26 protein-coding genes are annotated in these 24,016 nt (G+C 48.9%); 14 read left to right on the top strand and 12 right to left on the bottom strand.

The window, feature by feature from the left end:
• The first annotated feature begins 18 nt into the window (after positions 1-18).
• From T499_RS0100775 to rpe, 7 genes are all read left to right on the top strand, one after another.
• Complete coding sequence (locus T499_RS0100775; RefSeq protein ID WP_033149385.1) at positions 19-405, top strand: GxxExxY protein; 387 nt, start codon at positions 19-21, stop codon at positions 403-405.
• 54 nt (positions 406-459) lie between these two features.
• The gene (locus T499_RS0100770) at positions 460-2,049 is read left to right on the top strand and encodes a peptide chain release factor 3 (RefSeq protein WP_013063967.1); all 1,590 of its coding nucleotides are present in this window, start codon (positions 460-462) and stop codon (positions 2,047-2,049) included.
• Positions 2,050-2,161: 112 nt separating this feature from the next.
• The gene (locus T499_RS0100765) at positions 2,162-2,746 is read left to right on the top strand and encodes an L-threonylcarbamoyladenylate synthase (protein ID WP_033149405.1); all 585 of its coding nucleotides are present in this window, start codon (positions 2,162-2,164) and stop codon (positions 2,744-2,746) included.
• Between the two features lie 27 nt (positions 2,747-2,773).
• On the top strand, positions 2,774-4,579 hold the full coding sequence (locus T499_RS0100760) for a chloride channel protein (RefSeq protein ID WP_033149384.1): 1,806 nt from the start codon (positions 2,774-2,776) through the stop codon (positions 4,577-4,579).
• Positions 4,580-4,695: 116 nt separating this feature from the next.
• Positions 4,696-5,670 carry a methionyl-tRNA formyltransferase gene (gene fmt, locus T499_RS0100755; protein ID WP_033149383.1) on the top strand — a complete coding sequence of 325 codons (975 nt, stop codon included), beginning with the start codon at positions 4,696-4,698 and terminating at the stop codon, positions 5,668-5,670.
• A gap of 49 nt (positions 5,671-5,719) precedes the next feature.
• Positions 5,720-5,854 (top strand): hypothetical protein, encoded by a 135-nt coding sequence (locus T499_RS15045; protein ID WP_255327352.1) that lies wholly within the window; start codon positions 5,720-5,722, stop codon positions 5,852-5,854.
• A gap of 8 nt (positions 5,855-5,862) precedes the next feature.
• On the top strand, positions 5,863-6,513 hold the full coding sequence (rpe, locus tag T499_RS0100750; protein WP_091861373.1) for a ribulose-phosphate 3-epimerase: 651 nt from the start codon (positions 5,863-5,865) through the stop codon (positions 6,511-6,513).
• On the opposite strand, the gene T499_RS0100745 is transcribed toward rpe, so the two are convergent.
• Positions 6,505-7,101 carry an RNA polymerase sigma factor gene (locus T499_RS0100745; RefSeq protein ID WP_033149381.1) on the bottom strand — a complete coding sequence of 199 codons (597 nt, stop codon included), beginning with the start codon at positions 7,099-7,101 and terminating at the stop codon, positions 6,505-6,507. The two genes, rpe and T499_RS0100745, sit on opposite strands and share 9 nt — an antisense overlap.
• A gap of 184 nt (positions 7,102-7,285) precedes the next feature.
• On the opposite strand from T499_RS0100745, the gene T499_RS0100740 reads away from it, so the two are divergent.
• Positions 7,286-9,220, top strand: a complete 1,935-nt coding sequence (locus T499_RS0100740; RefSeq protein WP_033149380.1) for a sugar phosphate nucleotidyltransferase — start codon at positions 7,286-7,288, stop codon at positions 9,218-9,220.
• A 41-nt stretch (positions 9,221-9,261) separates the two neighbouring features.
• On the opposite strand, the gene rfbA is transcribed toward T499_RS0100740, so the two are convergent.
• The gene (gene rfbA, locus T499_RS0100735) at positions 9,262-10,134 is read right to left on the bottom strand and encodes a glucose-1-phosphate thymidylyltransferase RfbA (protein WP_033149379.1); all 873 of its coding nucleotides are present in this window, start codon (positions 10,132-10,134) and stop codon (positions 9,262-9,264) included.
• 164 nt (positions 10,135-10,298) lie between these two features.
• Between rfbA and T499_RS0100730 the strand changes: the two genes are divergently transcribed.
• The 4 genes from T499_RS0100730 to rny all read left to right on the top strand — a co-directional run bounded on the left by T499_RS0100730 (position 10,299) and on the right by rny (position 13,188).
• Entirely contained in the window at positions 10,299-10,919 is a 621-nt protein-coding gene (locus T499_RS0100730) for a hypothetical protein (protein ID WP_013064067.1), read from the top strand.
• 85 nt (positions 10,920-11,004) lie between these two features.
• Entirely contained in the window at positions 11,005-11,301 is a 297-nt protein-coding gene (locus T499_RS0100725; protein ID WP_013063458.1) for a hypothetical protein, read from the top strand.
• Positions 11,302-11,317: 16 nt separating this feature from the next.
• Positions 11,318-11,617, top strand: a complete 300-nt coding sequence (locus tag T499_RS0100720; RefSeq protein WP_013063326.1) for a cell division protein ZapA — start codon at positions 11,318-11,320, stop codon at positions 11,615-11,617.
• 29 nt (positions 11,618-11,646) lie between these two features.
• Positions 11,647-13,188, top strand: a complete 1,542-nt coding sequence (rny, locus tag T499_RS0100715; RefSeq protein WP_013065465.1) for a ribonuclease Y — start codon at positions 11,647-11,649, stop codon at positions 13,186-13,188.
• A 3-nt stretch (positions 13,189-13,191) separates the two neighbouring features.
• Here rny and T499_RS0100710 read toward each other — a convergent pair whose 3' ends face one another.
• A complete protein-coding gene (locus T499_RS0100710) occupies positions 13,192-13,914 on the bottom strand; it encodes a YjjG family noncanonical pyrimidine nucleotidase (protein WP_013064425.1) in 723 nt (240 codons plus the stop codon).
• 116 nt (positions 13,915-14,030) lie between these two features.
• On the opposite strand from T499_RS0100710, the gene T499_RS0100705 reads away from it, so the two are divergent.
• Both T499_RS0100705 and T499_RS0100700 read left to right on the top strand, forming a co-directional pair.
• Positions 14,031-15,344: a histidine phosphatase family protein gene (locus tag T499_RS0100705; protein ID WP_033149378.1), complete on the top strand. Its 1,314-nt coding sequence runs from the start codon at positions 14,031-14,033 to the stop codon at positions 15,342-15,344.
• Between the two features lie 6 nt (positions 15,345-15,350).
• Complete coding sequence (locus T499_RS0100700) at positions 15,351-16,649, top strand: histidine-type phosphatase (protein WP_052173247.1); 1,299 nt, start codon at positions 15,351-15,353, stop codon at positions 16,647-16,649.
• 18 nt (positions 16,650-16,667) lie between these two features.
• Here T499_RS0100700 and T499_RS0100695 read toward each other — a convergent pair whose 3' ends face one another.
• The 9 genes from T499_RS0100695 to T499_RS0100655 form a co-directional block, all read right to left on the bottom strand.
• Positions 16,668-17,120, bottom strand: coding sequence for a YcbK family protein (locus tag T499_RS0100695; RefSeq protein WP_052173245.1), 453 nt, complete (start codon positions 17,118-17,120; stop codon positions 16,668-16,670).
• A gap of 34 nt (positions 17,121-17,154) precedes the next feature.
• Positions 17,155-19,593, bottom strand: coding sequence for a BT4734/BF3469 family protein (locus tag T499_RS0100690; protein WP_033149377.1), 2,439 nt, complete (start codon positions 19,591-19,593; stop codon positions 17,155-17,157).
• Between the two features lie 37 nt (positions 19,594-19,630).
• The gene (locus T499_RS0100685) at positions 19,631-19,951 is read right to left on the bottom strand and encodes a hypothetical protein (protein WP_013063110.1); all 321 of its coding nucleotides are present in this window, start codon (positions 19,949-19,951) and stop codon (positions 19,631-19,633) included.
• A gap of 102 nt (positions 19,952-20,053) precedes the next feature.
• Entirely contained in the window at positions 20,054-20,365 is a 312-nt protein-coding gene (locus T499_RS0100680) for a hypothetical protein (RefSeq protein ID WP_157054457.1), read from the bottom strand.
• A 12-nt stretch (positions 20,366-20,377) separates the two neighbouring features.
• The gene (locus T499_RS0100675; RefSeq protein WP_033149375.1) at positions 20,378-20,608 is read right to left on the bottom strand and encodes a hypothetical protein; all 231 of its coding nucleotides are present in this window, start codon (positions 20,606-20,608) and stop codon (positions 20,378-20,380) included.
• Positions 20,609-20,612: 4 nt separating this feature from the next.
• Entirely contained in the window at positions 20,613-20,927 is a 315-nt protein-coding gene (locus T499_RS0100670) for a hypothetical protein (RefSeq protein WP_033149374.1), read from the bottom strand.
• A 191-nt stretch (positions 20,928-21,118) separates the two neighbouring features.
• Entirely contained in the window at positions 21,119-21,601 is a 483-nt protein-coding gene (locus T499_RS0100665; protein ID WP_033149373.1) for a hypothetical protein, read from the bottom strand.
• A 208-nt stretch (positions 21,602-21,809) separates the two neighbouring features.
• A complete protein-coding gene (locus tag T499_RS0100660) occupies positions 21,810-22,511 on the bottom strand; it encodes a hypothetical protein (RefSeq protein ID WP_157054456.1) in 702 nt (233 codons plus the stop codon).
• A 124-nt stretch (positions 22,512-22,635) separates the two neighbouring features.
• Positions 22,636-23,712 carry a hypothetical protein gene (locus T499_RS0100655; protein ID WP_033149371.1) on the bottom strand — a complete coding sequence of 359 codons (1,077 nt, stop codon included), beginning with the start codon at positions 23,710-23,712 and terminating at the stop codon, positions 22,636-22,638.
• Positions 23,713-24,016 lie beyond the last annotated feature (304 nt).

Genomic DNA, 24,016 nt, shown 5'->3' with positions numbered 1-24,016 from the left:
AAAAAAAAGGACACGGCTATGTTATACGAAGATTTATCAAAGAAAATTGTACATGCCGCTCATCTCGTACACGATGAGTTAAAATTTGGTTTCCTCGAGGCCGTGTATGGTAACGCTTTGTATAAAGAGCTTAGTAGAATGGGCCTGAAGTGTGAATGTCAAAAACCATTAGATGTTTACTATAAAGGCGATAAAGTTGGGCACTATGTTGCCGACATGGTAGTTGAAGATAAGATTATTATAGAATTAAAGGCTGTAACTGATTTACGACCAGAGCATGAATGGCAGCTAATAAACTACTTGGCAGCCACCCATATGGAGTTGGGACTATTGATCAATTTTGGTCGCTCAGTGAAAGTTAGACGTAAGATATTAACAAAAGAAGGGCAAACGGACGAAGAATAAGCCGCGTCTCTTTTAAAAAGAGCCGTGTTAATCCGTGCCTAAAGAATATGATTTATGAATCAGGAAATAGAAAGAAGACGTACATTTGCCATCATTTCGCACCCGGACGCGGGTAAGACTACACTGACAGAGAAATTTCTGCTGTTCGGTGGACAGATACAGGTGGCTGGAGCTGTAAAAAGCAACAAGATTAAGAAAACTGCCACCAGCGACTGGATGGATATCGAGAAGCAGCGTGGTATCTCTGTATCGACCTCTGTGATGGAGTTCGATTACACCCCCGATGGCAAGGACATCGAATACAAGGTGAACATTCTGGACACCCCAGGTCACCAGGACTTTGCTGAGGATACCTTCCGCACACTCACCGCTGTAGATTCGGCTATTATCGTAGTGGATGGTGCCAAAGGTGTTGAGACTCAGACCCGCAAACTGATGACGGTGTGCCGCATGCGCAAAACACCCGTTATCATCTTTATCAATAAGATGGACCGCGAAGGTCGCGATCCCTTCGACTTGCTCGACGAACTGGAGCAGGAACTCGAAATCAAGGTTCGCCCACTGTCTTGGCCTATCAATCAGGGTGCCAAGTTCAAGGGCGTTTACAATATCTACGAACAGAAGCTCGACCTGTTTACACCCGACAAGCAGCGTGTAACAGATAAGGTAGAGGTTGACATCGACAGCGAGGAACTCGACCAGCGTGTAGGCGAGGAGAACGCCGCCAAGCTGCGCGAGGACCTGGAGCTGGTGGATGGTGTTTACCCCGAGTTCGATGTAGAGACCTATCGCGAGGCCGAAGTGGCCCCCGTATTCTTCGGATCGGCCCTGAACAACTTTGGTGTGCAGGAGCTGCTTAACTGCTTTGTTGAGATTGCACCATCGCCCCGCCCCACCAAGGCCGAGGAGCGCGATGTGCAGCCCGAGGAGCCCAAGTTTACAGGATTTATCTTTAAGATTACCGCTAATATCGACCCCAACCACCGCTCGTGTATCGCATTCTGTAAGGTATGCTCTGGTAAGTTCCAGCGCAACCAGCCTTACCTGCACGTGCGCCAGGGTAAAACGATGCGTTTCTCAAGCCCCACACAGTTTATGGCGCAGCGTAAGAGCACCATCGACGAGGCTTGGCCAGGCGATATCGTAGGTCTGCCCGATACAGGTGGCATGTTTAAGATTGGCGACACACTGACCGAAGGCGAGAAGCTGCACTTCCGCGGACTGCCTTCGTTCTCACCTGAGTTGTTCAAGTATATCGAGAACGACGACCCCATGAAGGCCAAGCAGCTGCAGAAGGGTATCGACCAGCTGATGGACGAGGGTGTGGCACAGTTGTTCGTTAACCAGTTTAACAACCGCAAGATTATCGGAACCGTAGGACAGCTGCAGTTCGAAGTTATCCAGTATCGTCTGGAGAACGAGTACAACGCCAAGTGCCGTTGGGAGCCCGTACATCTGTATAAGGCCTGCTGGATTGAGAGCGACGATCCACAGGAGCTGGAGAACTTTAAGAAGCGTAAGTACCAGTACATGGCTAAGGATAAAGACGGCCGCGACGTGTTCCTGGCCGATAGCGGCTACGTGCTGAGCATGGCCCAGCAGGACTTCGAAAACATCAAGTTCCACTTCACATCAGAATTCTAAATGATAGGCACGGATTAACACGGCTTTTTAATAAAAGACACGGCTGGCTGCGCAAAAAGCAGCGTTTCTCTAAAAGAGAGCCGTGTTAATCCGTGCCAAAAGAAAAAAGCGTATGAAACAAGAAGACGATATAAGACAGGCTATTGAGACGATGCGTAAGGGCGGTGTAATCCTCTACCCTACCGACACCGTTTGGGGTATTGGTTGCGATGCCACTAACGCCGAGGCCGTGAAGCGTGTTTACGAGATTAAGCAGCGCGAGGATTCGAAGGCGCTGATTTGCTTGGTGGATAGCGATGCCCGCATGCAGCGCTACTTCCGCAATGTGCCCGATGTGGCCTGGCAGTTGATCGACAGCTTGAAAGAGGCTACCGATGCCAAGCCAACCACACTGATTCTGGATGGCGCTATCAACCTGGCACCCAACCTGATTGCCGAGGATGGCAGCTTGGGTATCCGTATCACCAACGAGCCTTTCTCGAAGGAGCTCTGTTTCCGTTTCCAGAAGGCCATCGTATCAACATCGGCCAACATCAGTGGCGAGCCTGCCGCACAGAACTACTGCGACATCGACCCACGTATCCTTGAGGCTGTAGATTACGTATGCTGGAGCCGTCGCCAGGAGCACAAGCCCCACACCCCCTCGAGCATTATCAAACTGAAAGAAAACGGCGAAGTTACAGTAATACGAAAATAATAATTAGGCCGTGCCAAAAATAAAAAGATGGAGACAACAGTAACAGATAGAAGACCGGAGTGGCTGAAGCGGTTGCACGACTGGCGCGTGGAGCACGTAAGCGAGAGGATGTTTATGATTATCCTCGCCCTGCTTGTGGGCTTTTTCGCCGCCGTGGCTGCCTTTGTGCTGCACTGGATTATCAACCAGATTGTAACGCTGCTCACCAGCTCGTTCAACCAGAGTCGTGCCAACTGGCTCTACCTGGTTTACCCCGTTGTGGGTATCTATCTCACGTCGCTGTTTGTACGCTATATCGTAAAGGATAACATCTCGCACGGTATCACGCGCATTCTCTATGCCATCTCATCCAACCGTTCGCGACTGAAATCGCACAACTGCTGGTCGAGCGTCATCGCTTCGGCCATCACCATCGGCTTTGGTGGATCGGTAGGAGCCGAGGCACCTATCGTGCTTACAGGTTCGGCCATCGGTTCAAACCTGGGTCAGCTGTTCCACCTCGACCGAAAAATGCTGATGACGTTGGTTGGTTGCGGTGCTGCAGGTGCTATCGCCGGTATCTTTAAGGCCCCGATAGCCGGACTGGTGTTTACGCTCGAGGTGCTGATGATAGATATGACCATGTCGGCCCTGCTACCTATCCTGGTATCGTGCGTAACAGCCACCGTGTTTACCTATATCTTCAGTGGCGACTCATCGCTCTTTACCTTCCATCTGGATAGCGAGTGGAGCGTGGAGCGCATACCGGCCTGCATAGGCTTAGGCATTGCCTGCGGACTGGTTTCGCTTTACTTTATCCGCATGATGGGCGCCTGCGAGGATGTGTTCTCGAAATTCAAGGATAAGCCTTACGTAAAGCTGGCCATCGGTGGTACCACGCTTAGTCTGCTCATCTTCCTGTTCCCAGCCCTCTACGGCGAGGGCTACAGCAGCATTAACCTGCTGTTGAACGGACAGAATGCCGACGATTGGAACCGCATACTCAACAACTCGATGTTCTCGGGGCAGGGTTCGCTGTTGTTGGTATATATCGCCTTGGTACTGTTTACCAAGGTAGTAGCCACATCGGCCACCAATGGCGGAGGCGGCTGCGGTGGAACATTCGCACCATCGCTGTTTATCGGCTGTTTTACCGGCTTCCTCTTTTCGCGACTTTGGAACATCAACTCCATCGGTGTGTATGTGCCCGAGAAGAACTTTGCGCTGCTGGGTATGGCAGGTGTGATGTCGGGTGTGATGCACGCGCCGCTTACGGGTATCTTCCTGATAGCCGAGCTGACTGGCGGCTACTCGATGTTTATGCCGCTGATGATTGTGAGCGTAGTGGCCTATATGACCATCAGCATTTTCGAGCCTCACAGCATCTATGGCTCGCGCCTGGCCAAGCAGGGAAAACTGCTTACCCACCATACCGACCACGCTGTGCTGACGCTGATGAATCTCGACTCGGTAATTGAGCGCGACTATCTGGGTGTTGAGCCCGATATGGAGCTGAACGAGATTGTACACAAAATCAGTCGCAGCCACTCCACAGTACTGCCCGTGCTCGATGCAGGCGGCAAATTGCTGGGCGAGATCGACATTATGAAAATCAGAAACGTAGTATTCAGAATAGAACTCTATCACCACTTCAAGGCGTCGCAGCTGATGACCGATCCCAAAGCACTGCTCACGGATGGCATGCAGATGCGACAGGTGATGCGCACCTTCGACCGCACCGGTGCCAACTGGCTCCCCGTGCTCGATGCCGAGAACCGTCTGAAGGGTTACATCTCGCGCCAGCGCATCTACACCATGTATCGCAAAATGGTGGCCGATATGTCGGAAGATTAAAATTTAGGCACGGATTAACACTGCTTTTTAAAAAAAGACACGGCTGGCTGCGAAGGAAGCAGCGTTTCTCTTAAAGAGAGCCGCGTAAATCCGTGCCCCCCAAAAAAATAAAAGAAATGAAGAAGGAAAATTTGCGTATTATTTTTATGGGAACACCCGAGTTTGCGGTGCCAACACTGCAGGCTCTGGTTGAGAACGATTATAATGTAGTGGCTGTAGTAACTCAGCCCGACAAACCCGTTGGTCGCCATCAGACTGAGATGCAGCCATCGGAAGTTAAGAAGTATGCTCTTGAGCACAACTTGCCCGTACTGCAACCCGTAAAGATGAAGGATCCCGAGTTTGTAGAGCAGTTGCGCTCGTATCAGGCCAACCTGCAGGTGGTAGTAGCATTCCGCATGCTGCCCGAGGTGGTTTGGGATATGCCCGCCTACGGCACCTTTAACGTACATGCCGCTTTGCTACCACAGTATCGCGGTGCAGCCCCCATCAACTGGGCGGTGATTCACGGCGAAACACAAACAGGCGTAACCACCTTCTTCCTCGACCACGATATCGACACCGGTCGCATCATCATGCAGAAGCCCTTCGCTATCCCCGACACAGCCGACGTAGAGTATGTGTACGACGGACTGATGAACCTGGGTGCCGAGATCTGTCTGGAGACATTAGAAAAAATTATCGCTGCCGACGGACACCCCGAGAGCATTCCTCAGGAGCAGATGATTCCCGTAGGTAGCGAGCTGCACGCAGCACCGAAGATATTCAAGGAGACCTGCCAGATTAACTGGAACCAGCCAGCCAAGCAAGTTTACGACTTTATCCGCGGTCTTTCGCCCTACCCCGGCGCCTGGACCACACTGGTATCGCCCGATGGTAAGGAAACGGTGCTGAAGATTTTCAAGACCAACAAAACCGGAAATACCACCGGCGAGCTCGGTCACACCGCCATTATCGACCGCAAGCCCTGCATCAAGGCAGCCGACGAGTTGCTGATGATCGAGGAGCTGCAGTTGGCAGGAAAAAAGCGCATGAATGGCAAAGATTTCCTGAATGGCATTAAAAATTTCGATAATTATATAATAAAATAAGGTATATTTGCGTTACTATAATAGGTAGAACAATAAAAACAGATTGCCTATGAAGATTTTTACTCCAGACGACAACATGTTCAGCGAGAAGACGTACAAGCCGCGCAAGCAAACGCTCGACCTCATTCGTCTTGTTGCATACACCTATCGTAGTAACTGCAACAAAACGTCGAACCTGAACTAACTTAAAAAATTATGGCATTAGTATCACCATCATTACTTGCCGCAGATTTTCTGCATCTCGACCGCGACATCGACATGATTAATCGCAGTGAGGCCGATTGGCTTCATCTGGATGTGATGGACGGATCGTTCGTACCCAACATCTCGTTTGGTTTCCCCGTACTCGAGGCAGTAGCAAAAGCTTGCAAAAAGCCACTCGATGTACATTATATGATAGAGCACCCTGAGCGTTACATTGCACAGACAGCCAAGTTGGGTGCCATGATGATGAATGTGCACTACGAGGCTTGTGTACACCTGCATCGCACCATTCAGGAGATTCACCAGGCTGGTATGAAAGCCGGTGTAACACTGAACCCCGCCACGCCCGTTAGCGTGTTAGAGGATATTATTAACGATGTGGATATGGTACTGCTGATGAGCGTAAACCCAGGCTTTGGCGGACAGAAGTTTATCGAGAACACCATCGATAAAGTAAAGCGCCTGCGCCAGCTGATCACCGAGAAAGGCAGCCACGCACTCATCGAGGTTGATGGTGGTGTGCAGGGCCAGACAGCCCCACGCTTGGTCGAAGCTGGAGTTGATGTGCTGGTAAGTGGCAGCTACGTGTTTGGCGCAGCCGATCCCGAGGGCATCATCAAGTCGCTCCGTTCACTCTAAGCTGAGATTAAGATTGTATTCGCGCGAGTATTTGCGCATGTTGATCAGGGCGTAACGCATACGTCCTAACGATGTATTGATGCTGCATCCCAACTCCTCGGCTATCTCCTTGAACGACATATCCTGGAAGTATCGCATATACACCACCTCGCGCTGTGGTGCAGGCAGGGCATTCATCAGCAGCACCAACTGCTTCAGCGTGCGCTGGTTGGTAAGCTCGGTTTCGCGATTCACATCTATCACCTCTTCGCCCTTCACGGCACTCAGATCGTTCTCCTTAGGCGCATCTACCACAAAATTCTTCTTCAGGTCGCGATAGTAGTCAATCACCGTGTTATGTGCCACGCGAATCATCCACCACTGCAGTTTACCTGTCTCGGTATACTGGTGGTTCTGTATCTTGCTGATAATCTTCAGGAACGTTTCCTGAAACAATTCGTTAGCCAACTCCTCATCCTTCACTACACGTATAATGTAGCTGAAGATATTGTCCTGGGTGCGTGAGAGTAACTCGTCGAATGCATGGTTATTACCATCTAGGTAAGCCTGAACTAATTCCTGGTCAGTCATACTTGTAAATGTACTCATATGCTCAAAAATTAAAAATTGAGTAGAGTTTGTTTCGATAGGCAATAATCATTTAAATTGTTAATAATCTGCGGCAAAAATAGATATTTTTATCCAAATCACCAAAAAAAATGCTCAAAATCTTAACATTGTGACATTTTTTTACTACTTTTGCAGTATCGAAGTAACCTAAAAAGGAAAAAATATGAAACTATTCGTACCAGGACGCCTGTGTCTGTTTGGTGAACATACCGACTGGGCGGGACACTACCGAACAATGAATGCCGACATTAAACCTGGAGCAGCTATCGTGACGGGTATCGAACAGGGAATCTACGCCGAAGTAGAGAAGTCGAGCATTTTTGAGCTTTACAGCACAGCCGATGAGATTAAAAGCGTGTGGCAGGATTTCAGCTGTCGCATGGACGAGACAGAACTAAAGCGTATTGCAAAAAGTGGATCATTCTTCTGCTACTGTGCGGGTGTGGCATCGTACATGCTCGAGTGGTATAAGGTTGGCGGTGTGCGCATTCGCATCACCGATATGACGCTGCCCATGAAGAGTGGCTTGTCGTCGTCGGCCGCCATCTGTGTGCTGGTGGCACGCGCTTTTAATCAGTTATATAATCTGAATCTCAACACGTTAGGCGAGATGAACATTGCATACTTAGGCGAGTTGCGCACCAGTAGCCGTTGCGGCCGCTTAGACCAGGCCTGCGCATTTGGTGTAAAGCCTAACCTGATGACCTTTGATGGCGACGAGATCGAGGTACGCTCGCTGAACGTCAAGAAACCCTTGCACTGGGTGTTCGCTGATTTGTGCGCCGAGAAGGATACCATCAAGATTCTGTCGGATCTGAACAAGGCCTACCCCTTCCCCAATAGCGATGCCGAACGTGCCGAGCACGAAGCTCTGGGACAGCTTAACCTGGATATCGTCGATCGTGCCATCAAATACATGGCTGCCGGCGATGCCGAGAGCTTAGGAAAACTGATGACCGAGGCCGAGGCGATGTTCGACGAGAAGATTGCGCCTATGTCCGAAGCCCTGCACTCGCCCAAGTTGCACGCCACGTTGAACGATCCCAACATCCAGCCTTTGGTTTGGGGTGGTAAAGGTGTAGGTTCGCATGGCGATGGTTCGGTACAGTTCCTGGCGCGCGATGCCGAGTCGCAGCAAAAGGTGGCCGATTATCTCAATGCGCATGGCATGAAAGCCTACACGCTCACACTCAAGCCCGTACACACCGTGCGCCGTGCTATCGTGCCCGTGGCAGGTTTCGGTACACGTCTTTACCCCGCCACGCGTGTTATCAAGAAGGATTTCTTCCCCATCCCATGTCCCGATGGCATGGTACGTCCGGTGATACTCATTCTGCTCGAGGAGCTTATCCAGAGTGGTATCGAGGAAATCTGTCTGGTATTAGGTTCCGAGGAGGAGCGCCAGCAGTATGCCGACTTCTTCGAGCATCCCCTGCCCGATGAGCATCTGCGCAAGCTGAACCCCGAAGCCCAGGAGTACGAGAATCATATATTAGATATAGGTAAGAAGCTGCACTACGTATATCAGCGCGAAAAGCGTGGCTTTGGTCATGCTGTTTACCAGGCAGCACAGTTTGCAGGTAACGAGCCCGTATTGCTGTTGCTGGGTGATACACTGTATCGCAGCGATTCAAATAAGCCTTGTGCCTTACAGATGATCGAGGATTACGAGCGCTACAACCGATTGATGGTAAGTATCCATCCTATCCCCCTGGCCGAAGTGAGCCGCTATGGCATTCTGCACGGTGTTTGGGAGGATAACGATCACACCATCCTGAACGTGAACGCTATGTGCGAGAAACCCAAGGCCAGCTATGCCGAGGAGTTCTTAGGTGTACGCAACAAGAAAGGCGACAAGGAGTACTACAGCGTATTCGGACAATATATCCTTACCCCCGAGGTATTCTCGCAGTTGCACGAGGACATCATGCAGAAGGAGATTGAGGGCGACCACGTAACCGAGATTGAGCTTACCGCAGCTCTCGAGGCTGTTCGCAAGCGCAGTGGCATGGTTGGTGTAAGGCTACGCGGACGTATGTACGATATGGGTAACCCGCTATCACTTGCCAAAGCAACACTCGAGTACCCACAGCAATAACAAAAAAGAATCCCGCACTTAAAAATGCGGGATTTCTTTTTTTATTTTACTAAGCTTAACAAGTACTTGCCGTAATCGTTCTTGGCCATCGGTTTGGCCACTTCCTCAAGCTTCTCCTTGCTTATCCAGCCACGTTTAAAGGCAATCTCCTCCAAGCAAGCCACCTTCAGGCCCTGGCGCTTCTCAATCACCTCGATAAAGGTCGAAGCCTCCGAGAGCGAATCGTGTGTACCGGTATCCAACCAGGCAAAGCCACGCTGCAAGGTCTGCACCTTCAGTTTCTTCTGTGCCAGATACTCCTGGTTAACGGTGGTAATCTCCAGCTCACCACGAGCCGATGGCTTGATGTGCTTGGCAATCTCAACCACGCTGTTGGGGTAGAAATAAAGACCTACCACGGCGTAGTTCGACTTGGGGTGCTCGGGCTTCTCCTCAATGCTCAGGCAGTTACCCTCGGCATCAAACTCAGCCACGCCGTAGCGCTCGGGGTCGTTCACGTAATAACCGAACACAGTGGCCTGATCGCGCTTTTCGGCATTCTCAACACTCTCCTTCAGCAGGCCTGTAAAGCCCGAACCGTAGAAGATGTTATCGCCCAGCACCAAGCAGGCGCTGTCGTCGCCAATAAACTTCTCGCCTATGATAAATGCCTGTGCCAGTCCATCGGGTGATGGCTGCTCGGCATACTCAAAATGCACACCGTAATCCGATCCGTCGCCCAGCAAGCGCTTAAAGCCTGGCAGGTCGTGTGGAGTCGAGATAATCAGAATCTCGCGGATACCAGCCAGCATCAGTGCCGATATGGGGTAGTAAATCATCGGTTTGTCGAAAATAGGTATCAGCTGCTTACTGATGCCCTTAGTAATGGGGTAAAGGCGTGTACCTGAACCACCAGCTAAAACAATTCCTTTCATACGTTGATATTTAAAATTTGGTGCAAAGATACAGTTTTTGGCACGGATTACACGGATTACACGGATTTTTTATATAAAATTATTATTAATCTGTGTTAATCCGCGTAATCCGTGCCTAATTTTTATTAATTTTGCAGTCGATTTGTAATTATAAATAGATTTTTATGGGATTTTGGAATAAATTATTTGGCAATAACAGCGAACAGAAGGTTGGCGGCATGGAGGATTTCATGACGCTGATTCGCGTATATTTCCAGGCAGCCATGGCAGCCGACTTGGGAATTACCAACCTCGCTGCCCTGCCCGACCTGCGTGTGTTTAAAACCACACTCAAGGTAGCTACCGTAAACAATAAGTTAGGTGTTGGCGAGCGCACCCGTTGTAAAAAGATGCTCAAGGAGATGTACGGCATGGACGACGATTTCTTTAAGGAGATCGACTCAAGCCTGCGCAAGCGTTGCAAGAAGGTTCAGGATGCACAGACCTACCTGCTGCAGTTCCAGGGCTTTACTCAGGACATCATGATGCTTACCGGCAACCTGATGAAGTTTAAGCTCCGCCTGCCCGGATTCATGAAGAAGGCACTCTACACCATGACCGAGAAGACCGTGAACGACATCTTTACCAAGAACGACTTTACCGACCCCGCTGTACTGAAGAGCGTGGTAGCCGTTCGCGAGTACAACCGTCGCTTAGGTTTCTCACAGAAGTGGGTAACCGACTTTGTGTTCAAGGTGGTGATGCTGGCTAAGAAAGAACCCAAGCCCGCACAGGACGACAAGTAAAAGGTTTAAAATATCTTAAAAGATAGCTGATACGCTATACTTTAAAAGATAAATTATATAACTTTGTACACCAAATAGTTACATCATGAGTGCAAACGAGCAAACGATATTGGCGTTCGAAACGCGTGTAAGACAGATGATTCTCCACTTCAAGCAGTTGAAGAAGGAGAACGAAGATCTTCTGGCACAAATCGAAAAGGGTAAGCAGGACATAGCCGACCTGCAGGCCAAATTGACTCAGGCACAGAATGATTACAATTCACTGAAGATGGCTAAGATGATGCAGATTACCGACGGTGATCTTGAAGGCGCAAAAGCCCGCGTCACCAAGATGATAAAAACGGTAAATCAGTGCATAGCCATTCTGAGCGACGAACAATAAATAAAAGGTGCCCACAATGACAGAAGTGAATAACGAGAAACTACATATCAGGTTGCACGTCTACGACGAAGAAATCGAAGTAACCATCAAGCGTTCCGACGAGGAATTCTATCGTAAGGCAGCCAAACTCATTACCGACCGTTATAACGCCTATTCGCAGGCTTATAAGGGTAAGAAGGGCGAGCATACCATAGCGCTCATGACGCTGATTGATATCGCCCTGATGTACGAGCGTGAGCGCGGCAACCACGACACTGATCCCTACAATAGTATTCTCACTAAGTTGACTTCTGAAATAGAGGAGGCACTTAAGTGAGAATATCATTTTATTAACATAGATTTTATATGGATATCATTATTGTACTACTGATCGCTGCAGGCGCCCTCGCATTAGGAGGAGTCTGCGGATACCTTGTATTCCGCTACGTTCTGAAGGGGAAATACAATGAAATGATCGACACTGCCACCAAGCAGGCCGACGTCATCAAAGAGAAAAAACTGCTCGAGGTGAAGGAAAAATTCATCAATAAGAAGAGCGAGCTGGAGAAGGAGGTGCAGCAGCGCAACCAGCACATCCAGCAGAGTGAGAACAAACTCAAGCAGCGCGAGATTTCGCTCAACCAGCGCCAGGAAGAACTGGGCCGCCGTAAGAACGAACTCGACAATCAGCAGCAGCGCATCGAGAACGAGAAGAAGCTGCTCTCTGTAAAGGCCGAGGAGCTCGAGAAGATGCAGCTCAAGGAGCGCGAGAAGCTCGAGGAGGTATCAGGTCTCAGCGCCGAAGAGGCTAAGAACCGCCTGGTTGAGTCGATGAAGGACGAGGCTAAGACTGCCGCTGCCAGCTACATCAACGAGATTATGGACGAGGCCAAGCTGAACGCTAACGCACAGGCCAAGAAGATAGTTATCCAGACCATTCAGCGTGTAGCTACCGAAACCGCTATCGAGAACTCGGTAAGCGTGTTCCACATCGAGAACGACGAGGTGAAGGGTCGCATCATCGGTCGCGAGGGTCGTAACATCCGCGCACTCGAGGCCGCCGCAGGCGTTGAAATCGTTGTCGACGATACTCCTGAGGCAATCGTTATCTCTGGTTTCGATCCTGTTCGCCGTGAGGTTTGCCGCCTGGCACTCCACCAGCTGGTGAGCGATGGCCGTATCCACCCTGCACGTATCGAGGAGGTAGTTGCCAAGGTTAAGAAGCAGCTCGACAACGAGATTATCGAGACTGGTAAGCGCACCGCTATCGACCTGGGTGTTCACGGTCTCCACCCCGAGCTCATCCGCATCATCGGTAAGATGAAGTACCGCTCATCATACGGTCAGAATCTGCTGCAGCACGCGCGCGAAACAGCCAACCTGTGTGCCGTTATGGCCAGCGAGCTTGGCTTGAATCCTAAGAAGGCTAAGCGTGCCGGATTGCTGCACGATATCGGTAAGGTACCCGACGAGGAGAGCGAGTTGCCACACGCTATCTACGGTGCTAAGATTGCCGAGAAGTTTAAGGAGAAGCCTGATATCTGCAATGCCATCGGTGCTCACCACGACGAGATGGAGATGCAGACACTGCTGGCTCCTATCGTACAGGTGTGCGACGCCATCTCAGGTGCCCGTCCTGGTGCACGTCGCGAGATTGTAGAGGCTTACATCAAGCGTTTGAACGACCTCGAGGCCATCGCTATGAGCTATCCCGGTGTTACCAAGACCTACGCCATCCAGGCTGGTCGCGAGCTCCGTGTGATTGTAGGTGCCGATAAGATGAACGACGCCGAGAGCGAGGCCCTCAGCGCCGATATCGCTACAAAGATTCAGAACGAGATGACCTATCCTGGTCAGGTAAAGATTACCGTTATCCGCGAAACACGTTCTGTAGCTTATGCTAAGTAATCTTTAAATAATCTGTTTGATATCAAGTAAATCAGATACTGTGTAAGTGGGGGCCTCAGGGTCTCCACTTTTTATGTCGTATCCCCAACGGTTAAACAGCAGCGCATCTATGCCCACGGCCATCGCGCCCTTAATGTCGGTTTGCAGGTTGTCGCCTATCATCAGCGTTGTTTCGGGCTTGGCTCCTGTCTGCTTAAAAGCATACTCAAAATAGCCCGCAGCAGGTTTGTTTACCCCCGCATCCTCGCTCAGCACAATCGTATCAAAATAGTCGCGCAAACCGCAGGCAGCCAGTTTTTTGTACTGCACCTCGTGGAATCCGTTGCTCGTCATGTGCATACGGTAGCCCTTTTCGCGCAGGTATTGCATCAACTCGTGTGCACCCTTCACCGTGCCGGGCTTATTGCTGCAGTACGCCAGAAATTGGTCGCTCATCTCCAGGCAGTACGCCTCGGTAGCAGCATCACCCATGCCCACACTCAAGGGTCGGCGGAATCGCTCCACTATCAGGTAGTCGCGCGTAATCTCACCCTTCGAGTAGCGACCCCAAAGGTCGATATTCGCCTCCCAGTAAGCATCGTAAAACACCTGAGGGTCAGCAAAATAGCGTCCCAGCTGGTAATACTCGAACGTTTCGCGTATGGCAATCTCCGAGTTGCCATGGGTGTCGTAGAGCGTGTCGTCAAAGTCTACAAACAAATCCTTATATACCTTATTCTTTTCCATACGCTGGCAAAGGTACGAAAATAGTTGCAAAGTTACGTACTTTTTTAGTGCGCAGTTTGGTATATTGCCAAAAAATCACTAATTTTGCAGCCAAAGCTCTATAAATGCCCTAAGCAATGAAACGTCTACTCATATTTTTCATCACCTTAACAGCTGCTTTTGCAGGCGTTAAGGCGCAATCGGTGGAAAAGGAATTGCAGGCCGACCCTAACCGTGCGGCAGGTATGTTCTATGCACTCCCCATAGGCAAGATGCCTAAGGATACCCCCGCGCCCGCCGGTAAAAGACCATTCTACATCAACCACTACGGCTGCCCGGGTTCGTATTATCTCGATAAAAAGGATTACTATACCGATACCTACGCCACCTTTGCAAAGGCCGACAGCTTAGGCAAGCTTACCAAGCTGGGTAAGGATGTGTTCCGCCGTATCAAGTTACTGTGCCAGGATGCGCAGGATCGCGATGGCGAGCTCACCCCTATCGGCGCCCAGCAGTCGCGCGACATGGTAAAGCAACTGGTTGATCGTTACCCCGATATGTTCACCCCCGATGGCTACTACAGCGTGCGCAGTATTGTTGAGAACCGCTGCATTATGACCATGCAGGAGGGGCTGCTGCAACTCTCGGCCATGCACCACCCCATCATTGCCCGTAGCAAGGCTTCGGTACAGGAAAATCGTTTTATGTGTCCCGAAGATAAGATACTTACCTCGCAGCGTACCGATTCGCTCACCATGCTGCATTACAATCGCTTTGTATCGCTCAACTCGAGCGACAACCGCCTGATGCAGTCGCTCTTTAACGATCCCTTCTACGTGGTTTCAAGCATCGATGTACCCAAGCTGGCCCGCCAGTTGTTTATTCTGGCAGGTAACGTGCAGCATGCCAACATCAATAAAAAAGTTACCCTCTGGGACATTTTTACAGATAAGGAGATTCACCAGCATTGGCGCAAGCAAAACGCCTGGCACTATATTAACTATGGTGGCTGCACCCTTAATGGCGGCTATCAGGCCTACCTGCAGCGCGCCACCCTGCGTAATATGATGCACATGGGCGACAGCGTGCTTAAACGTTATAGTCCACTGATGCACCTGCGCTACACCAACGAGCAAGTTATCATGTCGATGGCCTGCCTGATGGAGCTTAATGGCTGCGGTTTGCATACCGACAACCTCGACTCGCTCGAAGCCTATGGCTGGGCCAACTATCGCATCGCCCCCTTAGGTGGCAGCATTATCATGATTCACTATCGCGCCAATCACGACGATCCCGATGTGCTGGTAAAAGTACTGCTCAACGGCGAGGAGGCACGCCTGCCCATCAAAACCGATTGCGCCCCCTACTACCACTGGAAGGATGTTAAGCGCTACTATCTGCGCAAAATCTATCGCTACGAGAACCGTCGATTCAGCCACAAAAAAAGATAACATTTCATGAACACCAAAATCAAATACACGCTCCTGTTGATACTGGCCGTAAGCAGCTGTAGGCTGTCTGTGGCCCAAAGTGTTATCGACCTGATCAAGCAGCGCCCATCCTACGCATCATGCAATTACGATGTGTATCCCGATAGCATCACCGCCAAGCTCACACCAGCCCCCGCTGACAAAAAGCCGTTCTATATCTCGCACTATGGTCGCCATGGTTCACGCTACATCAGCAATCGCAGCGGATTCGACACCCCCTACTTCATGATGCTGCATGCCGACAGCCTCGACGAGCTTACACCTACAGGCCAGCAGGTACTGCGCCACATGAACAATATCATGCGCAACACCGAAGGCCGCTGGGGCGAACTTACCGGCTATGGCAAACAGCAGATGCAGAATATAGGTCGCCGCATGGCCGAACGCTTCCCCGAGGTGTTCCATCCAGGCGCCAACGTTACCTGTATCAGCACCGTTGTGCCCCGTTGCATCGAGTCGATGGGCTCTTTAGCCATGGAGATGCTGCAGGTATGCCCGCAGCTGCACATCACCATGCAGGCCTCAAAGCGCACCCAGTGGTATATGAATTATCAGGACAAGAAATTACGTAAGAGCTATATGACCCCTGAGGCTCAGAAAGCCTTAGACGCCTATACCGCCACCCGTATGGGTAACACCCGACTGATGGAGCTGATATTCAAGAATCCCGATATCGCCGAAGAGTTTGTAAACCAGGAGGACTTCAGCTATTATCTCATGAAGATGGGACTCTTCCAGCTCAACACCAACTTTAATCGCAACACCAACCTTATTGGTCTTTTTAATACCAACGATCTGTATCGCATGTGGCAGGTCGACAACGCCTACTGGTATCTGCAGCATGGCGCCTGCAAACTTAACGGTGGCAACCAGCCTTACACGCAGCGCCACCTGCTTAAGAAGATGATTGCCGATGCCGACAGCTGCATCAAACTACCCGATCCTGGTGCACAGTTGCGTTTCGGTCACGAAACCGTACTGCTCCCATTGGTATGTCTCATAGGTGTTAACGGGTTTGATTTCTCTACCGACAACCTCGACGAGCTCGAGGGCCATGGCTGGTGGTGCAGCAGTGTGTTTCCGATGGCCAGCAACCTGCAGTTCATCTTCTACCGCAGCAATCCCAAGGATAAGGATGTGCTCGTAAAAGTACTGCTCAACGAGGTCGAGGCCACCCTCCCCATCTCCACCGACTGCGCCCCCTACTACCACTGGTCCGACTTCCGCCAGTACTGCCTCAACAAACTCGCCGCCTATAAGCAATAACTGCTTATATCATTTATACTACGCTTGTATAAACGCCACCTTTCTACGATTATCTTTGGGGCGCACGGCGAAGTGCAACCACACGGCACCATAGCGATTCTTTTCTATCAGCAGTTCGTCATAATCCTGCTGCGTCTCTTTAGCATAATCGATAAGGATGGCCGCATAGCAGATGGCCTGTTCCATGCCATTAGTGCGGATATCCACCGCACAGCCCGTTAAGTGATTACTGGTTGGGGCTCCACCAACTTTTCTGTTCAACTGAGGCGATCGATAACCAGAGTTAATGATAATCGGTTGCGAGGATCTTTCCCTCAGAACCTCCAGCCAAGTGCAGAGGTTTTTCAAATGGGCTATAACCTCATGACTGGGAATGTTATACACCTCAGGATACTTGCTCCTGGTGAACTCCCCGAGCACAAAATGCTCGGAGAGGTTTGCTTTACTGTTTAACTGTACTATCTGTTCCATTTTCTTAATGTTAGTTTGTTAGGATGTTAGGACGTTAGATCATGAGCAGACCGGTTTTACGATAGCGCACCTTGGCGCAACCATCTTCAACATAGTCTTCTGCCTTTTCTATCAGTCGGTCCTTGGTTAGTCGGCTGATACGCATATAGGCTGTAGCAGCACTCTTAAGCTGGAAGCAACGCACCACATCATCGGTTGTAAACACATCGGGCAAGCGTTCGAAACCTTCGTAGGTTTTCTGACGACGCTGAACGTTTACGCTGACATCCTTCAGTTTGTTGTCGAAGTAGGTTTCGGCCATCGCACCAAAGTAGTAACGCTGGCAGGCGTACTGTATGTTTACTATCAATTCTGCCAATCGCCAATCGATTTCGTCCGTTTCGAATGTACCACACCAGTAGTTGCCTTCCTGATGCAGATCGCCCCAGTGGCGCATCACAATAAACGGAGCCGAGAAGTTCAAGCCATGGTAGGCACAACGCTTTAGCAGCATCTCGTCGGCTTTGCTGTCGTTCTCTTCAGCATCGGCCATTCGACGGGCTGTCCAGTCGTAGAGTTCATCCACCAGCTTCTGAACTGAGAGCTCGCCCTTGGTACGATCCAGCTTTTTAGCCCATTCCTTTAAGCGGTTGTCGCTATCGTAATCCACATTGCTTTCACGACTCATCATCTTAAAGTTGGTAGCGGGCAGCGGAATGCAGGTCAGTCGGGTGGCCAGTCCTGAGCCGAAGTTCTGCGCGTTCACCTTCTTTTTCAGCGCGATGGGCGTACCCGTGTAGATGTAGTTCCAGGTTACGAAGAAATCCTGCAGGATAGAGTCGTTGTTAGAGTAAGCCTGTCCATCCTCCTCGTTGTGGAACGCCTTCAGTTCCATGCTCTGCTTGTCGATCCAGCTACCACCTTTCTGCACGCAGATGGTGTTGTCCAGCTCGGTATCAAACGTCAGCATGTGCAGCTGCATGGGCTCGCCATCCACCTCCTCTACGCTGTTAACCATGTCCTGAATAAACTGGGCATTACTGGTTCGTGCGGGGTGTACACGTACAATCACCTTAGGTTTCTTAGGCTTCTCCTTGTTGGCGCCCTTGGTGCGCATCTGTTCACGATAGGCATTAATGGCCTCCTTACCTACTTTATCAGCCTCGATGATAGGTGCTGCCAGCAGCTTAAACAAGCGGGTGGCAAAACTCTTACCACTTGCTGGATCGCCGATAATCAGCGTTGAGTTGTTCAATCGTCGCAATTCCTCTGGACGATGGTAAAAGCGATACGTGCATCGTGTCATCAGCGTCATCAACAGGCCGCCTGCTACAAACAGGGCCGCTGGGTACTGGTTGTGCTTCAAGCCCTTGCACACATCCTTCAGGGCTGGATAGTACTCACTCAGGGCCTCAATCTCTTCACCCCATTCCCACAGCATCTGTGCCATGGTATCATCCTTCAGCACCGCCGCCGTTGACGCTTTCGTGCCCTTCGTAATCTCCTGGTACGTCTTACCCGTAACCTCCTGGATAGCCTCAAGCATGGGTTTACTGGGCAGCTGATTAAGGAATTTCTTCTCCTTATCGCGTTTGTGCTCAACGGCACTCGATATGGTGTTCTCCATCCTTTCGCCCTCGCTGATGAGTTCCTGTACCCACGTCTGCTTTTCGAGCACTCGCTGCACATCAACCCTATCGCCGTCGAGTAGTGTGAGCAGATCAGAGGCCAACTTGAGGCTTTCGTTATGTCGGTTTCTATCCTCTCGGCATGGCAGCTTATCGCCATAGCGCTTATCAATAATACACTGTACATCATATCCACGCCACATTACAGGTTCGTTACTATGCTCGATGGGAGTTGATGTTTCTGGAAGATTCGCACTCTCGCTCTGTGAGCGACCGTCTCGATATAGAGCAGTATATCGCTCAGCATACTCTTGGTTCTCATAACTAAACAGTTCTTTATCAATAAATAAAATATCGGTATATTTACAAATGTAACTCATTCTCGACGAGTCTTTGCAGGCCTCATCCACTACCACCTCGTCGCCCAGCAGTTTGGCCATAGCGTGCTGATTATCAATCAGGTTGCCCCAATCCAGTCGGGCCTTGAACACAATCTTCAATCCCTTTCCACTGGGTGTGATATACACGAGAACAATGCCCAATGCCTTCAGGTCGAGGCCCTTATCTATCCAGCCCTGATACAGGGTTAACGGGTTCTCGATATGGTCGAGATCCATCACCACCAGGCCCGTTAAGCGGGTGGCTGCCTGTTTGCGCCAGGCACCTAATCTACCTTTGGCCGATGTTGTTTCGTCGAAAGTAGCCTGGAAGATGAATGCAGGCAGTTTGCGTTTCAACGCTGCATCACCCGTTTCACGATACTTATCGATATTCTCGTTCCACTTGGTGCCCTTAACAAGAGCCCAGAACTGAGCCTCATCTACCGGCAAGGTGGGGTTACTAAAGTTTTTCTGATAGCAAAACATAATCTTAAATTTTCAATTATCAATTTCGAATTAAGCCTTAGCAGAATTCAATCAGTTCACGTTCTATCATCGCATTCTTGGCGTCGCGATGGTGATCGTCCATCAGCCCCATCACTGCTGCAGCACCCAATTCTTTGGGGAAACTGCCATACACCTTGATACGCTGTATACTCTCCTTAACCCAGCCCCATGGCAACTTTTTTACCAGGCGGTCGTTCGCGCAATTACGCGACTTACGCTTATAGGCATTAAATGTTATCACTCCCGTAAACTTGTCACGATGTAGTGAACCCTCTACGCGCTTTCCTTCAACGAGGCGCACAAGAACCTCTTCGTCAATAGCAATATATTTTTTCATAACTTGTCGAATTGATGAGTGAAGGGTTGTGTTAGAATTTGGCCATTTTCACTACGTAGACTTCCTCCACCACACTTCGACTCGGTTATTTACTTACCTTTCTTAGATGTTACCTTTCGCAATTTCCCTTGCAGCCTGTTTCTTGTATTCCTTCAAGGCATCATAATAGTTATCACGTATAGCCTTCTCCAAGTTCACACCATCAAACATGGCGTTAACCGTTATACATGCCAACATGTTGGTCAGAATAGCTACCAGCACAGCCTGATCCCAAGGGTTACGGATGTCGAGCTTATCGGCTATAGCTGTAAACTCATCACCCCAAGTCTGTACATCATTAGCAAACTGCTTTTCAATATCGTCGGTGCCGCTAAACATGCGCACCATCTTTTCAATCTTTGTCATTTTCTTCATAACTTTACTTTTTTATTTGATTAGTACTATTTGAGTTCCTTTCAGGCGAACCACGGCTCCCTTTTGCAAGCCTGCATTGCGCAGACAGTCGTTCATTTCCCACTCAGAGCATACCGATTTCTTTTCTACCATCTGCCCCGTCTTAGTGCACTGCCTTGTACCATCATTCTGGCTTTCCTTATGCTTGCACGATGCGCAGCATTTGTTCACCTTAATGTGATAGGCATTAACTATCTGTTCCATCACGCTACACCTCCCTCTCTTCCTCTATCCATGCGTAACACGTTTCCAATACGTAATCAGCCGATGGGCATCCCGTCATTCGTATCACGTCGTCGCACACATAGTCAACCATATCCATTGCCAGTTCTTGCTGCATCTGACTGCTGAACCCTAACAGCTGTTGGTTAAGCATAAACAGCAACGGTTGGCTTAACTTGTTCTCCAGTTGGCACATCACGCTCTCGGCATCATGCTCCAAGCACTGTACTCTCATCAGGTCTTCATCTTCGTAGATGAACTGACCGCCTTTTCTCTTTTCAAAAATACTTTGTCTTACCATAACTTTTAATTTTAAATTTGCGTCGTTTTTTCCTTTCGACAGTGCAAGGACAGTGCAAACCGAATGCAATCGAGCTCGCTCGAATTGCTGAGGTGCAGCCTGTTCTCGCTGATTTCATCGGCAAAGTTCGCAATAAAAATTCACCCCACGAAGGCTTTATTTTCTATTGTCCGACGTATCGTCCGACACCTTTAAGCTTCGTCCGACCAACCGTCCGACTTATTGCTTTGAGCCCTCATAAAGGCACTCAAAAATCGCTTCACCAAGTTCTTTCTGCGTAGTGCCTCGCTGGCTTTGGGGCTATCGGTAAACGTCCAGTCGGGGTACTTGCCTTTTACCTTAGCTATGGTATCGTAGATAGTGGTGCGACCAGGCAGATTATCAAAATCCGATTGGTGCATATAGTCGATAAAATCTTTGGGGGTATAGAAAAAGGGCAATCCTTTTACCACGCTCTCGTTCATAGCCACCATCAGGTAAGCATAGTCGCAGGGATTTTTAAAGGCCAGGGCCTGTCGCATTTCGCGAATGGCCGATGCCACATAGGCATCAATGGTAAGTTTCTTGTCGCCAGTGCCGCAAACATTCAGCACCTCTACCATCGGGCACAGATCAACCATACCCATAAACTTCTCAAAAGCTGCGTCGTCGATACGCAATACTACTTGTTTCATCTTTTCCAAGTGTTTTGTGAGAAGAGCATGATTGCTGCAGCTTTTCACCTCAGAGGACTCCCACCCCACTCGGATTCAACATTAATTTTAATTATCAATGGCAAAGGTACAGTTATTAAAACAAAAAAAGCCCCTATATAGGGGCTATAATAGGGGCTATAGTAGGGACTATATAGGGGATACTTATATTGATTATCAGGCAGTTACATTAATCCTTAAAAACCACATCGATATCATCATAGCGGGCAGGTAACTTACCTAACTCTGTGCATTTATGCTTTTCCTGGGCCAGATTGTTGATACCCCAGAAGTCTTCAAAAGTTTTCCATTTGGTTTCCAGTTCCAGCTTTTCTGCAAATAGTTCTGCAATATACATTGCTTGCTGGCGAGTAGTGCTTGCCAATAGCATGTAGTGCTGGTCAACAAACTGCTGTTTTACCAGTCGTTCCCAGTATTTCACCGCTTTTTCTGAAGCTAAAACTCCCGTCAAAGTACGCGTATGGTAGTCTACATCAAGTCCGTACTCTGCAGCATGGCCGTTAATCACATCTGTCAGGATACAAAGGATATCCAGCGTTTCAAAAAACTCATCTATTTCTTTCTCCCTGTCGGCATCGTCATAGGGTATGTTTTGCGAGAACACACGCCAAGCCTCATCATCGTCTTTCATCTGATACCAGCGGCTGGCAAGTTTAATACGCGCAAAATTCTCAATCAACCGCTCGCGCTCCTCAATAGCTTCTTGCAGCAGATATTCGCTCATGCACCCCTTTGCCCATTGTACCAGTCTATCGTTGGTAGATCTATAGGTAAGCGTAAGACTTTGCGCAAAGCGATACTCCCTATTGTTAGATAGCTGAGTGCGCAGATCTACGTATGGTTCTGGCTTAAGATTGGCGTAAAACTGCACTAAAGCCTGCTGACATCGCTTTCGAACTGCACCCAATGAGAATAACCGATCGGCATCTTGCTTTAACCGGTTAATCCTATCACGTACTACTGGCGAATAGTCGCCACGTGGTATTAGTGGTTCTTTATTCAAGGCGGTAATCATCGTAACAATAAATTGATTCCAACCAATACTTAAGATAACTCAACGGTAGACTATGTTCATCGTCAAGTTCCATGTCAAGATTGTATTGCTCTGCAATCGGCAGAGCAATTTTAAGCATATCGTTAACGAATAATTGATAATTCTCTCGATTCCTGCTGCCATCACAAAAACTATCACGAACAGGCTTTATCTTCTGCCAAATCTCCTTAGTTGCAGCTAAATAGTCTTTATGGTAGGTATGATTCACATCACCCCAAAGTGAGTCAATCAGCCCAACTTCTTCGATACAGAGCCCACGTTGTGCACCTTCCTTGATATGGGCGTTTACATTATTTATTATATCAAGCAGGCTATTGATATACGAATTACATTGGTCTACATTGGCCCAATCAGGGATAAAGCCATGTAGTTTCTCCCATATATAATCATAAACAGCCGAAGATATTCTCTGGTATTCGAGCATAGTTATACTTTCTACCATCTTGGCGACAAGCGCAGCTATTCTTCTATATTCCGTAACCTCCAGCCAATACAAAAGTTCTTCGTTTTCTGGTGAGAACTGATACGGATCGTCTCCAGTTCCAGCCTCAAACCTAGAGCTGAGCCATCTTAACGAAAAGCACTTTCCCCAAGGGTTCTGCCCCATCAAGCATCCCATCAGCCTTACCATATCAAGAAGCCAGCCATCCACATTCTCCATAGGTATAAACGGGAATGGTTCGTCTAAATCCAACAGTTTTTTCTCACCATATATTTGCGACACGTACTTCTGGGCTGCATCACCATTTGGCTGCTGACCAATTATCTTTTCTATATTGTAAAGCATAAACTGCCTGCTATCGCTTTCATTAATGCCTTTAAAAATAGTAAAGTCAGTACCTTCAAACACCTTTTTCCTAAGGTCAGTCTGCTGCAGACGTTTCATATACTCAGAAGAAAACAGCTTTGTTTCCTTCTTAAATCTCCATAAGCGCTGAATCTCTTCAAGCAGCCTACCATACTCCTTCTTCAGTTTTTTGTTTTCATACTGAAGTTGTTTTATGTCTTTTGTTTCCATATATTACATATCTTATTATAACAGTCCAAATATTATTCCTAACTGGTCACATTTTGTGACCGGTTCAACCTCTATTTGGTTTTTGTTGTTCTTAGCCATTGATTAATTCAAATTAATTTAAGTACACAAAAGTACAAATAATCCTGCACCTAACAAAAAATGCTGGATAGATATTAAGACTATTTAGCAGAAGGCTTGCCAATCAAGAAAATTTATTTCCATAGTGTTTTTCCGCAAAAAATCGTTAAATTGCACTACTTTAGTGCATTTTTCTTTCATTTTATGCACTGTTATAGTGCATTTT

The sequence above is a fragment of the Prevotella sp. RM4 genome (genome assembly GCF_000701965.1).
GTDB lineage: Bacteria > Bacteroidota > Bacteroidia > Bacteroidales > Bacteroidaceae > Prevotella > Prevotella ruminicola.
This window is presented reverse-complemented; position numbering and strand designations above follow the sequence as displayed.